Raw genomic sequence first — 12,216 nt, 5'->3', positions numbered from 1 at the left:
GCCATCAGACGAGGAATGCATGCCAACATCCCGCCGCGCCGCCCTGCCGCCCCGCCTGGCTTCTGCCGAACCTGGCCAAGGCGTGACGCTGGCCGATGTCGCGCTGGCCGCCAAGGTGTCGCTGGCCACCGCATCGCGCGTCTTCAGCCATCCGCAACTGGTGCGCGAGGCCACCGCCCAGCGCGTGCACGAGGCCGCGCGGCGGCTGTCGTTCCGCCCCAACCTGCTGGGCGCCAAGCTGCGCGCGCAACGCACGCGCATCGTTGGCGTCATGCTGCCTACGCTGGACAACGCGGTGTTTGCCGAATGCTGGCGCGGAATTGAAGAATCGGCCATGGCAGCAGGCTACTCCCTGATGCTGGTCACCAGCAACTACGATCCGGCCCGCGAAAGGGAGCGCATCGAATACCTGCTGCGCCACCGCGTCGACGGCATGGTGCTGACCGTGGCCGATGCCGGCGACAGCACCGTGCTGGACCAGCTCGACCAGGAATCGGTGCCTTATGTGCTGGCCTACAACCAGGTATCGCGCGACAGTGCCGAGCGCGGCCGGCACTCGGTGTCGGTGGACAACCAGACCAGCGCCTGCGAGGGCGTCAACGCACTGATCGCGGCCGGCCACCGGCGCATCGCCGTGATTTCGGGCGCCTTTACCGCGTCAGACCGTGCCCGGCAACGCTTTGCCGGCTATGCCGATGCCATGCGCGCCCATGGCCTGCCGATACGCGACCCGGTCAACCTGCCGTCCCACACCGCCAGCAACGCGCCCCAGATCCAGGCACTGATGGCCTTGGCCGACGCCCCCACCGCGTTTTTCTGCACCAACGACCTGCTCGCCATCGGCGTGATTTCCGATCTCAAGCGCCTGGGCCTGCGCGTGCCGCGCGATGTCTCCGTGCTGGGTTACGACGGTATCGCGCTGGGCGCGCTGGTGGAACCGCCGCTTGCCACCGTGATCCAGCCCAACGCCGACATCGGCACGCAGGCCATCACCCAGTTGCTGCACCGGCTGGATGTTGGCTCGGCCGGTGCCGACGGCCACGCCATGCTGCTGCCGCACGCACTACGTATCGAGGGCACCGTCAGCGCGCCCGCAGTTCCTGCCTGATCCGACCGACCACCGACTGACCGACTGACCTAACCAGGGAGCCTTACATGTCGACGCAATCCTTCTGGCGCCGTCCGCTGCGCTGGCTGGCCACCGCCGCCGCTGTCGCCACCACCTTCGCCGCCTTCAGCCAGGGCGCCGCCGCACAGACCGCCATCTGCTACAACTGCCCGCCCGAATGGGCCGACTGGGCCGCGCAGATCCGCGCGATCAAGGAAAAGACCGGCGTCACCGTGCCATTCGACAACAAGAACTCGGGCCAGTCGCTGGCGCAACTGGTGGCCGAAAAGGCCGCGCCGGTGGCCGACGTGACCTACCTGGGCGTGACCTTCGGCATCCAGGCCAAGGCCGATGGCGTGACGCAGCCGTACAAGCCGGCCCACTGGAACGATATCCCCGACGGCCTGAAGGACCCGCAGGGCAACTGGTTTGCCATCCACTCGGGCACGCTGGGCTTCATGGTCAACGTCGACGCGCTGCGCGGCAAGCCCGTGCCGCAGTCGTGGGCCGACCTGCTCAAGCCCGAATACAAGGGCCTGGTGGGCTATCTCGACCCGGCCAGCGCCTTTGTCGGCTATGTGGGCGCCGTGGCCGTGAACCAGGCCATGGGCGGTTCGCTGGACAACTTCGGGCCGGCCTTCAAGTACTTCCGCGACCTGCAGAAGAACCAGCCCATCGTGCCGAAGCAGACCGCCTATGCGCGCGTGCTGTCCGGCGAGATCCCCATCCTGCTCGACTACGACTTCAACGCCTACCGCGCCCGGTACAAGGACCGCGCCAACGTGGCCTTCGTGATCCCGAAGGAAGGCACGCTGGTGGTGCCGTACGTGATGAGCCTGGTGAACAACGCGCCGCACGCTGCCGATGGCCGCAAGGTGCTGGACTTCGTGCTGTCCGACCAGGGCCAGGCGCTGTGGGCCAACGCCTACCTGCGTCCGGTGCGCAACGTGCCGATGCCGGCCGAAGTGCAGTCGCGCTTCCTGCCCGCCGCCGACTACGCGCGCGCCAAGCCGGTGGACTTTGGCAAGATGGCCCAGTCGCAGAAGGCGTTCAGCGACCAGTACCTGAAGGAAGTGCGCTAGGCCCCCGGCCCGCGCCCCGCACCATGACCCAGCGATCCCCCGCCCTGTTCCTGTTTGCGCTGCCCGCGCTGCTCGTGTTCCTGGCGTTCTTCTGCCTGCCGATGGCCCGGCTGATCGAAGTCAGCCTGACCGGCGGGGACGGCGCGGGGGTCTACTGGACCGTGCTCACCAGTGCCCGCTACCTGCACAGCCTGATGGTGACCGTGGTGCTGTCGGCACTGGTCACACTGGCGACGCTGGTAATCGCCGGCATCGCCGGCACCTTCCTGCAACGCCACCCGGTGCCCGGCAAGCCCGTGCTGGTTGCAATGCTGACCTTTCCGCTGGCGTTCCCCGGCGTGGTGATCGGCTTCATGGTCATCATGCTCGGCGGCCGCAATGGCCTGCTGGCAAGCATTGGCGACCTGCTGGCCGGCGAGCGCTGGACCTTTGCCTACGGGCTGGCCGGGCTGTTCGTCGGCTATCTGTATTTCTCGATTCCGCGCGTGATCCTGACCGTGATGGCCGCCGTGGAAAAGCTCGACCCCTCTCTGGAGGAAGCCGCCCGCTCGCTCGGGGCCAGCCCCTGGCGCGTGGTGCGCGACGTGATGCTGCCCGCGCTGATGCCGGCCATGCTGTCCAGCGGCGCAATCTGCTTTGCCACCAGCATGGGGGCGTTCGGCACGGCCTTTACGCTTGCCACGCAGCTCGACGTGCTGCCGCTGACGATCTACAACGAATTCACCAACTACGCCAACTTCGGCATGGCCGCCGCGCTGTCGATCCTGCTTGGCGTGGTCACCTGGGCCCTGCTGGCGCTGGCGCGCTGGTACTCCGGCGATACGGTCGCCGCGACGGCCTGAACGGCCATCCTTGCCAAGGACTATCGATGACCGCCCAACCCCGCCGCGCCGGCTACTGGCTGCAACTGACGCTGACCCTGCTGGTCTGCGCCTTCATGACCGTGCCCGTGGTGCTGTCCGTGCTGGCCGGCCTGACCAACAACATCTTCGTCGGCCTGTCGAGCGGGCTGACCACGCGCTGGCTGGAAGAAGTCTGGTCGCTCTATCGCAACACCATCTTCCTGTCGCTGGGCATCGCGCTGGCCTGCGTGGCCTGCACGCTGGTGATTGGCGTGCCCGCCGCCTACTACATGGCGCTGCGGCGCAACCGCGTGACGCGGCTGATCGAGGAACTGCTGATGCTGCCCGTGGCGCTGCCCGGGCTGGCCACGGCGCTGGGCCTGATCCTGCTCTACGGCAGCTGGCAGGGCCTGCGCACGAGCTGGGTGTTCATCCTGATCGGCCATGTGGTGTTCACGCTGCCGTTCATGGTGCGGGCGGTGCTGGCGATCCTGTCGGCCATCGACATCCGCACGCTCGAAGATGCCGCCGCGAGCCTGGGCGCCACCCGCCTGCAACGCTTTTTCACGGTGGTGCTGCCAAACTGCCGCCAGGGCATCCTGGCCGGCGCGCTGATGGTGGTGACGCTGTCGGTGGGCGAATTCAACCTGACCTGGATGCTGCACACGCCCACCACGCAGACGCTGCCCGTGGGCCTGGCCGACAGCTATGCGTCGATGCGGCTCGAAATCGGGTCTGCCTACACCATCGTGTTCTTCGTCATGATCATTCCGATGCTCGTGTTCATGCAGGCCGTCAGCGCACTGGGGGCCCGCACACGCCGCCACGCGCCGGTTGCCGAACCCGCCCCGGACACACCTGCGGCCCTGTCCCAGACCGTCCCCGCCGTCCCCAACGCCTCCACCGTTCCAGGAAGCCGCCATGCATGAACCCACCCCCATCCGCCTGCGCCAGTGCGCCAAGACGTTCGCAGACGGCACGCTGGCGCTGCAGCCGCTGGACCTGGATATCGGCGCCGGCGAGACCGTGGTGCTGCTGGGGCCGTCGGGCTGCGGCAAGACCACCACGCTGCGCATCATCGCCGGACTGGAACAGCCCGATGCCGGTGGCGAGGTCTGGTTTGGCGACACACGCGTGACCGACCAGCCCATCGAGCAGCGCGGCGTGGGCATGGTGTTCCAGAACTACGCGCTGTTTCCAAACATGAGCGTGGCCGGGAACATCGCCTATGGCCTGCGCGTGCGCCGCGTGGACAGCGCCGCACGCAAGCGCCGCGTGGACGAGATGCTGGCGATGATGCATCTGGAGCCGTTTGCCGACCGCCGCATCGACCAGCTCTCGGGCGGCCAGCGCCAGCGTGTGGCGCTGGCACGCGCCATTGCCGTGCAGCCGCGCGTGCTGCTGCTGGACGAACCGCTGACCGCGCTCGACGCCAAGTTGCGCGATGCGCTGCGCGCCGACATCAACCAGCTGCTGCGCAGCCTGCATATCACCGCCGTGTACGTCACGCATGACCAGGCCGAGGCCATGGCGCTGGGCGACCGCGTCATCGTGATGGACAAGGGCCGCATCGCCCAGGCCGGCACGCCGCAGGACATCTATCGCGCGCCGGCCAACGCGTTCGTGGCCGACTTCATCGGCACCATGAACCACCTGCCGGGCACGGCCGAAGCGGGCCGCTGGCGCGTGCCGGGCGGCACGGTGCCGATGGGGCCGCCAGACGATGCGCCAATCACATCCACCGCCCGCCTGATGTTCCGGCCCGAGGACGTGGCGCTGGTGCATGCCGGCGACGCCCATGTGGAAGGCACGGTCGTCACCGCGCTGTTCCTGGGCAACCACACGCGGCTGCTGGTCGATGTGGGCGCCACCGCGCCGCTGATCGTCGACACCGCGCGGCGCGACGCATGGGCCGCCGGCACCCGCGTAGGCCTGCGCATCGATACCCAACACCTGATCACGCTTTGCCAAGCAGCATGACCCACGCAAACCCCATGCCCTACCTGGTGGCGCAACTGACCGATCTGCATATCAAGGCCGGCGGCAAGCTGTCCTACCGCATGGTGGACACGGCCGGTGCGCTGCATACGGCCATCGACACGCTGCTGGCCGCCCCGCAACTGCCCGATATCGTCGTGGTCACCGGCGATCTGGTCGACTTCGGCGACGCGCACGAGTACCGCTTCCTGCGCGATATCCTGCAGCGCCTGCCGATGCCGGTAAAGCTGCTGCCCGGCAATCACGACCACCGCACGTCGCTGCGCAGCGTGTTTCACGATCACGACTACCTGTTCGCCAACGGCGACGGCGAGGCGCCGATGCACTACGCCGTCGATGCCGGCCCGCTGCGGCTGGTGGGATTCGACTGCACCGTGCCCGGCAAGCCCGGCGGCCGCGCCGATGCCGATGGGCTGGCCTGGCTCGATGCGGCGCTGTCCGCCGCGCCGCAGCAGCCCACGCTGGTCATGCTGCACCACCCACCGTTCCATACCGGCATCGGCCACATGGACGTGCAGGGGCTGGAAAACACAGCCGGCCTGGAAGCGGTGATCGTCCGGCACCCGCAGGTGGAACGCGTGATCTGCGGCCATCTGCACCGGCAGATCACGCGCCGCTTTGGCGGCACCATCGCCATGACCGCGCCGGGCCCTGCGCACCAGGTGGCGCTGGACCTGGACCCGCAGGCGCCATCGTGCTTCCGCATGGAGCCGCCGGGCTACCTGCTGCACTGGTGGCACCCGCAACACGGGCTGGTCACGCACCTGGCGGCCATCGGCGACCACGGGGCGCGGCATCCGTTCTTCGACGCGAACGGCAAGCTGATCGACTGACGGCACCGGCACACGCGCCGTGCGCGTGCCGGTGCCATTGGCGTACCATTGTCGGCTTCTCTCGATTTACGGACCAACGTTCCGCTAGGCGGAACTATGCGACACCCCGACATGGACCTGCTCCTCCTCAGCAATTCGACTTCGGACGAGGGTTACCTCGTTCATGCTGCCCAAGCCATCGCCGAACTGGCCGATGGCCGTACCGACGCCCTGTTCGTGCCTTACGCGGGCGTGACGCGCGACTGGGACAGCTACGCCGCCCAGGTGCGCGAGGCCTTCGCGCAGAACGGCATCGCGGTGCGGTCGCTGCACGAGCAGGCCGATACGCTGGCTGCGGTCAACGCCGCCACGCTGATCGTGGTGGGCGGCGGCAATACGTTCCGCCTGCTGCAGGTGCTGCGCCAGCAGGGCCTGCTGGCGCCCATGGCCGCCCGCGTGCGCAGCGGCGCCGCGCGCTATATCGGCTGGAGCGCCGGGTCCAACCTGGCCACGCCGACCATCCGCACGACCAACGACATGCCGGTGGTGGACCCGGGCGGTTTCGACGCACTGAACCTGGTGCCCTTCCAGATCAACCCGCACTACTACAACCTGGAAATCGAAGGCTTCCGTGGCGAGACGCGCGACCAGCGGCTGGCCGAATTCACGACGCTGTCGCCGGATACCCCGGTGCTCGGTCTGCCCGAGGGCAACTGGCTGCGCGTGTCGGACGACCAATGCGTGCTGAACGGCCCGCACGCCGCCCGCTGGTTCCTCGATGCGACAACCTGGGACGTAACCGCCGGGCCGCTGTCGATTCCGGTCTGACCGGCCCTGCATCCGGACAAAAAAATACCCGCAGCCGGGAGGAGCGGGTATGAGAAGTGGTATGGACAAGTCGCGGAATTCGTCCACGGGAAAATGCTGGCATCGCACCACTACGCTGCCAATAATCTTTCCGGACTAGAGGCCGTTATCCATCACATGGGCTGGCGCCGCGCAACCCGGCGCGCCCCCAATGCTGGCGATGGACAACCTGCGTCGAATCCAGTCCAATCGATCCCAATGTCGCTCCCTGCACTTTGTGCGTGTTCCCATGTCGCGTGCCCGACTCCTGCTGATCGATGACCACACCCTGTTCCGCACCGGGCTGAAGCTGCTGCTGGCAGACAGCCCCAGCGTGGCGTCGATCATCGAGGCGGGGTCGGTCATGGAGGCCGTGCAGGCCCACGCCAGCCAGCCCGTGGACATCCTGCTGCTGGACATCCAGATGCCGGGCCTGAACGGCATCGAAGGCATCAAGGTCCTGCGCCGGCACTTTGCCGCGGCGCGTATCGTGATCGTCTCGGGCACATCGCATATCGACGCCATCCCCGCCGATTCCCGGCGCGAAATTGCCGGGTTCCTGCCGAAGTCGGCCGATGCGGTCGATATCGAGCGCGCCATCGCCAGCTGCCTGTCGGGCGGCACGCATTTCCCGGCGGACGGCAACGGGTACGGCCCCGGCGCGCACGGCAGCGCCCCGGGCGTTACCCCTGCCTACGAGCCCAGCCAGCTCACGCCGCGCCAGCTGGAGGTGCTGACGCAACTGAGCCTGGGGCGTTCGAACAAGGTCATCGCCTACCATCTGGGGCTGTCCGAAAACACCGTGCGCGTGCACGTGGCGGCCATCCTCGACCATCTGGGCGTGGTCAGCCGCGTGGAAGCCATCCTCGAAGCGCAGCGCCGCGGGCTGGTGCAGACGCATCGCTGAGCGCCTCTCCACCCAACCCGCCCGCCGCGCGACCATGGCGTTGCCCTTCCTTCCGCACTACGACGAGCCGCGGCTGCTGTCCGCGCAGATGGAGCTGATCGACCAGAGCTTCGGCATGGCCATGCTGGGCTGCGCGCTGGCCGCCATCATCCTGGGCACGGGCCTGTCGCTGACCGAGGGCCATCCCGGCGCGCTGCCGTGGGCGGCGGCAATGGCGGTGCTCTGTGCCATGGCCCACTTCGGCCGGCTGGCCGTGCCCGATCGGCTGACCGAGGCCCGCTCGGGCCTGTACGCGCGGGGCATGACCGCCATGCTGGTCCTGATCGGCTGCCTGTGGGGGCTGGCCGGCTGGCTCTATCTCGATATCCGCTCGCCGGCCGTGGTGATCTGCGTGCTGTCGCTGATCGCCGGCATGAGCGCGGCGGCGCTGGCCGTGTTCTCGGCCTGCCTGCCCGTGGCGGTGGGCTTCTTCATCCCGGCCATCGTGCCGGTCTGGGCGGTCTTTATCGTCACGCACGATATCGCCTACCTGCCGATGTTCCTGGGCACCCCGCTCTACCTGTTCGTACTGATCGTGTTCGCGCGCAACTATTCGCGCATGGCGCGGCATTCGCTGACGCTGCGTTTCGAGAACGTGGAACTGATCTCGCAGTTGCGCGACCAGACCGCACGGGCCGGCCACGCCCAGCGCGAGGCCGAGGAAGCCAACCGGGCCAAGTCGGTGTTCCTGGCATCGGCCAGCCACGACCTGCGCCAGCCGCTGCATGCGCTGGGGCTGTTCCTGGTATCGCTGGGCCGCACGCCGCTGGACGCACGGCAGCGCCAGTTGCTGGATCACATCGAGGCATCGTCCGGCGCGGCGCGCGAAATGCTGAACACGCTGCTCGATTTCTCCAAGCTCGACGCCGGCGTGGTCACGTCGCGGCCGCGTCCCTTCCGGCTGCAGCCGCTGCTGCACAAGCTCGAAAACGAGTTTGCCCCGCAGGCCAATGCGCGCGGGCTGGTCTATCGCACTCGCGACACCACGGCCACGGCCTTTGGCGACCCCACGCTGACCGAACTTATCCTGCGCAACCTGATCGCCAACGCCATCCGCTACACGCGCAGTGGCGGCGTGCTGGTAGCCTGCCGCAAGCGCCGCTTCCATGTGTCGGTGGAAGTCTGGGATACCGGCATCGGCATCCCGGTGACCCAGCACCGGGCGATCTTTCGCGAGTTCCATCAACTGGGCAACCCCGAACGCGACCAGCGCAAGGGGCTGGGCCTGGGGCTGGCCATCGTGGACGGCCTGGCGCGGACGATGCAGACGTCGGTGACGCTGGCATCGGCGCCGAACCGGGGTTCGGTGTTCCGCCTGCGCCTGCCGCTGGCATGGACAGCGCCCGAGGAATCGGTGCTGCCCGGCGCCGCCGCGCGCCTGGATGGGCTGCGCGTGCTGGTGATCGACGACGACCCCGCCATCCGCGAGGCCATGTCCGGCCTGCTGACGGTCTGGAACTGTCCGAACCAGACCGCCGAAACCGAGGAAGAGGCGCTGGCGCTGCTTTCCGGCTTCACGCCGGACCTGGTGCTGGCCGACTACCGCCTGCGCGGCCACCGCACCGGGCTGGAAGCGATTGCCGCTATCCGCGAACGCACCGGCCGCAACCTGCCGGCCATCGTCATTACCGGCGATACCGCCGCCGACCGCCTGCGCAATGTCCACGCCGGGGGTACCGCCCTGCTGCACAAGCCCGTGGTGCCTGGCGAGCTTCATGCCGCCATCGGCGCCCTGCTGCGCGAGGCTGGCTGAGCGCCTGCGCCTGAAGCGCCTGTTCCCCGCCATCCGGGTGGCCTGCCTGAATGGAAAGGGATCACACGATAAGCAAAGCCATCATTCATGCATTAATCGTATGAATGAATCATTCCTATTAATTGGACTTGGGTCTGAGGCCCGCCCACACTCCAAAAAAGCGGGCCTGATTCTCCGGCCGCCGCGCACGTCATTCCAGAACCATGAACCAAGCGAGGAGCCTTCCATGACCGCATTGCGTTCCGATCTGCCCAAGCACGACCTGCTGATCGACGGCAAGCGCCTGCCGCCTGGCACCGGCGAATACTCCACCGACATCAACCCCGCCACCGAAGCGCCCATTGCGCTGGTGGCACAAGGCAGCGCCGCCGACGTGGATACCGCGGTCAAGGCTGCGCGCACGGCGCTGAAGGGCTGGGCCGGCATGCGCGCGGCGGATCGGGCACGCATCCTGTACCGGTTTGCCGACCTGCTCGAAGCCCACGCCGAGGAACTGGTGGCGCTGGAAAGCCAGGACGCCGGCAAGCCGCTGGCCTCTGTGCGGCGCCAGGACATGCCGGCCGTGATCGACACCGTGCGCTACTACGCGGGCTGGTGCGACAAGATCCACGGCAGCGTGATCCCGGCCCGTCCGGACGCGCTGACCTATACGGTGCGCGAACCCGTGGGCGTGGTGGCGGCCATCGTGCCGTGGAATTTCCCGCTCATGATCGGCATGTGGAAGATCGCCCCGGCCCTGGCCTGCGGCTGCACGCTGATCGTGAAGCCGGCCGAGATCACTCCCCTGACCGCCCTGCGTGTGGCCGAACTGGCGCTCGAGGCCGGCGTCCCGCCGGGCGTGTTCAACGTGGTGACCGGCAAGGGCAGCGTGGTGGGCAACGCCATGGTGGCCCATCCGGGCATCGACAAGGTGACCTTTACCGGATCGCCCGGCGTGGGGCGCGGCATCATGCAGGGGGCGGCGGCCAACTTCAAGCGCGTGACGCTGGAACTGGGTGGCAAGTCAGCCAACGTGATCTTTGCCGATGCCAACCTGGACGCCGCCACGCGCGCGGCCGCCTCGGGCATCTTCTTCAATGCCGGCCAGGTGTGCTCGGCCGGCTCGCGCATCCTGGCGCAGCGGCAGGTGTATGACGAAGTGGTGGAACGGCTGTCAGCGCGCGCCAGGGCCATCCGCGTGGGCGACCCGGCCGCGCCGGACACCACCATGGGTCCCGTGGTCTCGGCGGCACAGATGAAGACCGTGCTGGACTATGTCGACATCGGCAAGCAGGAAGGCGCCAGCGCCGTCACGGGCGGCGTGCGCGTGGGCGAGCGCGGCTTCTTCGTCGAGCCCACCGTGTTTGCCAACGTGGCGCACGAGATGCGGATCTCGCAGGAGGAGATCTTCGGCCCGGTAGCCAGCGTGATCCCGTTCGACGACGAGGAAGATGCGGTGCGCATTGCCAATGGCACGGCGTTCAGCCTGGCCGCCGGCGTGTGGAGCGCGGACATCCAGCGCGTGCACAAGGTGGCCGGCGAACTGCGCGCCGGCACGGTCTGGATCAACACCTATGGCTATACCGACGTGCGCCTGCCATGGGGCGGCGCGGGCGACTCCGGCCTGGGCCGCGAGCATGGCGACGCCGCCATCGAGAACTTTACGGAACCGAAGGCGATCTGGCTGTCGCTGCGCTAGGCGTCTTCGGCCATCAGGCTGGCCGCTGTGGCGGCTGGCGCAGGTCTGCACACCCCGCCATGGCCTGGCGGGGTTTTTGTTTGCGTCGCGCGTCAGCCAATCATGCGCATCGGCAGCAGCGCATAGATGAGCGTCAGGACGCCCACGATGGCCGGCGATACGTATTTCAGCGCGAGGCTCTGCGACTGCACGCCCAGATAGGCGTACATGCAGACAAGGATCATGGCGCAGGCAAAGACGAGCCCGTCATAGACTTGCATGGTTGGTGTCTCCCAGAGTGCGTTCTTCGACTACTTCTGTGATGACGGGCGTGCTTTCGGGGCGCCCGGGTACTGCCCACTGCAATCTATTTGCGCCGATGGTCGCGCCATCAATGGGGCGCGGCAATCATGGTAATCCCTTCGTTATTGGCGTTTGAATGATGCTGCAGCGCGGGATTCCGGACGATACCGGTACCGCCTTGCGCGGCTGCAGAAGTCAAGGAGGAAAGTCCCGATGCCCGCATGCTGGCGCCAGATGCCGATGCCGGTGAGACAATGCAGCGCGGCATGGCAGGCGTGGTGTGTTGCCGCAGTGCCATGACCGCCAGTACAACAAAAAGGGAGATAACAATGCATCGACTTGCCGTTCGTGTCGCAATCCCGGCCGCTTTCATCGCCACGTTCGCTGCCGGCTTCCTGGCGGCCCATGTGGACCTGCCGCTGGCCCATGCGCAGACCCCGCCGGCCGCACTGACGCCGCTGATCATCAAGAACCTGGCGGCGATGAGCAACGACGATATCGGCCCGCAGGTGCCCAACATGGGCACGCTGCGCACCAGGGGGCTGGTGAACACACCGAGCGGCACGATTGCCGTGCAGTCGGGCAATGTGCCCAAGCACTATCACACCAGCGCCGACGAGATCCAGTATGTGATTGCAGGCACCGGCACGTTCTGGCTGGGCAACGAACAGCACCAGGTGGGGCCCGGCGACCTGATCATCATCCCGAAGGGCGCCGCGCACGCGGGCTCGATCGCCTCGACCGGCGAGTTCAGGTCGCTGGCCATCAAGCTGCCGCCGCAGGCACCGAACGATACGCACCTGCTGCCTTGAAGGCGGATCGGCGAGGCGGATCGGTGTAACCGGCCGGCGTGTCGGAGCAGCGCGAGG

12 protein-coding genes are annotated in these 12,216 nt (G+C 67.7%); 11 read left to right on the top strand and 1 reads right to left on the bottom strand.

The features are described 5' to 3' along the window. Positions 1 to 19: 19 nt before the first annotated feature. From ACOABP_RS27770 to ACOABP_RS27725, 10 genes are all read left to right on the top strand, one after another. Entirely contained in the window at positions 20 to 1,108 is a 1,089-nt protein-coding gene (locus ACOABP_RS27770) for a substrate-binding domain-containing protein (protein ID WP_474229009.1), read from the top strand. Between the two features lie 47 nt (positions 1,109 to 1,155). Next, positions 1,156 to 2,190 (top strand): ABC transporter substrate-binding protein, encoded by a 1,035-nt coding sequence (locus tag ACOABP_RS27765; RefSeq protein ID WP_474229007.1) that lies wholly within the window; start codon positions 1,156 to 1,158, stop codon positions 2,188 to 2,190. Between the two features lie 23 nt (positions 2,191 to 2,213). Beyond that, positions 2,214 to 3,032 (top strand): ABC transporter permease, encoded by an 819-nt coding sequence (locus ACOABP_RS27760; protein ID WP_474229006.1) that lies wholly within the window; start codon positions 2,214 to 2,216, stop codon positions 3,030 to 3,032. 26 nt (positions 3,033 to 3,058) lie between these two features. Further along, positions 3,059 to 3,961: an ABC transporter permease gene (locus tag ACOABP_RS27755; RefSeq protein WP_474229004.1), complete on the top strand. Its 903-nt coding sequence runs from the start codon at positions 3,059 to 3,061 to the stop codon at positions 3,959 to 3,961. Next, complete coding sequence (locus ACOABP_RS27750) at positions 3,954 to 5,012, top strand: ABC transporter ATP-binding protein (protein WP_474229002.1); 1,059 nt, start codon at positions 3,954 to 3,956, stop codon at positions 5,010 to 5,012. The genes ACOABP_RS27755 and ACOABP_RS27750 overlap by 8 nt, the downstream gene beginning before the upstream one ends. Continuing rightward, complete coding sequence (locus ACOABP_RS27745; protein ID WP_474229000.1) at positions 5,009 to 5,863, top strand: phosphodiesterase; 855 nt, start codon at positions 5,009 to 5,011, stop codon at positions 5,861 to 5,863. The genes ACOABP_RS27750 and ACOABP_RS27745 overlap by 4 nt, the downstream gene beginning before the upstream one ends. 111 nt (positions 5,864 to 5,974) lie before the next feature. Next, positions 5,975 to 6,670, top strand: a complete 696-nt coding sequence (pepE, locus tag ACOABP_RS27740; RefSeq protein ID WP_474228998.1) for a dipeptidase PepE — start codon at positions 5,975 to 5,977, stop codon at positions 6,668 to 6,670. Positions 6,671 to 6,938: 268 nt separating this feature from the next. Beyond that, positions 6,939 to 7,595: a response regulator gene (locus ACOABP_RS27735; RefSeq protein ID WP_474228996.1), complete on the top strand. Its 657-nt coding sequence runs from the start codon at positions 6,939 to 6,941 to the stop codon at positions 7,593 to 7,595. A 34-nt stretch (positions 7,596 to 7,629) separates the two neighbouring features. After that, on the top strand, positions 7,630 to 9,387 hold the full coding sequence (locus ACOABP_RS27730; protein ID WP_474228994.1) for an ATP-binding response regulator: 1,758 nt from the start codon (positions 7,630 to 7,632) through the stop codon (positions 9,385 to 9,387). A 226-nt stretch (positions 9,388 to 9,613) separates the two neighbouring features. After that, on the top strand, positions 9,614 to 11,065 hold the full coding sequence (locus tag ACOABP_RS27725; protein ID WP_474228992.1) for an aldehyde dehydrogenase family protein: 1,452 nt from the start codon (positions 9,614 to 9,616) through the stop codon (positions 11,063 to 11,065). 92 nt (positions 11,066 to 11,157) lie between these two features. Here the strand turns inward: ACOABP_RS27725 and ACOABP_RS27720 are convergent, their stop codons facing one another. Then, positions 11,158 to 11,325 (bottom strand): hypothetical protein, encoded by a 168-nt coding sequence (locus tag ACOABP_RS27720; protein WP_474228990.1) that lies wholly within the window; start codon positions 11,323 to 11,325, stop codon positions 11,158 to 11,160. Between the two features lie 351 nt (positions 11,326 to 11,676). On the opposite strand from ACOABP_RS27720, the gene ACOABP_RS27715 reads away from it, so the two are divergent. After that, positions 11,677 to 12,159 carry a cupin domain-containing protein gene (locus ACOABP_RS27715; RefSeq protein WP_474228988.1) on the top strand — a complete coding sequence of 161 codons (483 nt, stop codon included), beginning with the start codon at positions 11,677 to 11,679 and terminating at the stop codon, positions 12,157 to 12,159. Positions 12,160 to 12,216 lie beyond the last annotated feature (57 nt).

The organism is Cupriavidus sp. HE11 (genome assembly GCF_056097175.1).
This window is presented reverse-complemented; position numbering and strand designations above follow the sequence as displayed.

What these genes read in the sequence shown, in the direction of transcription:
- ACOABP_RS27770 (WP_474229009.1), top strand. Translation starts at nt 20, where the DNA reads ATGCCAACATCCCGCCGCGCCGCCCTGCCGCCCCGCCTGGCTTCTGCC.
- ACOABP_RS27765 (WP_474229007.1), top strand. Translation starts at nt 1,156, where the DNA reads ATGTCGACGCAATCCTTCTGGCGCCGTCCGCTGCGCTGGCTGGCCACC.
- ACOABP_RS27760 (WP_474229006.1), top strand. Translation starts at nt 2,214, where the DNA reads ATGACCCAGCGATCCCCCGCCCTGTTCCTGTTTGCGCTGCCCGCGCTG.
- ACOABP_RS27755 (WP_474229004.1), top strand. Translation starts at nt 3,059, where the DNA reads ATGACCGCCCAACCCCGCCGCGCCGGCTACTGGCTGCAACTGACGCTG.
- ACOABP_RS27750 (WP_474229002.1), top strand. Translation starts at nt 3,954, where the DNA reads ATGCATGAACCCACCCCCATCCGCCTGCGCCAGTGCGCCAAGACGTTC.
- ACOABP_RS27745 (WP_474229000.1), top strand. Translation starts at nt 5,009, where the DNA reads ATGACCCACGCAAACCCCATGCCCTACCTGGTGGCGCAACTGACCGAT.
- pepE (WP_474228998.1), top strand. Translation starts at nt 5,975, where the DNA reads ATGGACCTGCTCCTCCTCAGCAATTCGACTTCGGACGAGGGTTACCTC.
- ACOABP_RS27735 (WP_474228996.1), top strand. Translation starts at nt 6,939, where the DNA reads ATGTCGCGTGCCCGACTCCTGCTGATCGATGACCACACCCTGTTCCGC.
- ACOABP_RS27730 (WP_474228994.1), top strand. Translation starts at nt 7,630, where the DNA reads ATGGCGTTGCCCTTCCTTCCGCACTACGACGAGCCGCGGCTGCTGTCC.
- ACOABP_RS27725 (WP_474228992.1), top strand. Translation starts at nt 9,614, where the DNA reads ATGACCGCATTGCGTTCCGATCTGCCCAAGCACGACCTGCTGATCGAC.
- ACOABP_RS27720 (WP_474228990.1), bottom strand. Translation starts at nt 11,325, where the DNA reads ATGCAAGTCTATGACGGGCTCGTCTTTGCCTGCGCCATGATCCTTGTC.
- ACOABP_RS27715 (WP_474228988.1), top strand. Translation starts at nt 11,677, where the DNA reads ATGCATCGACTTGCCGTTCGTGTCGCAATCCCGGCCGCTTTCATCGCC.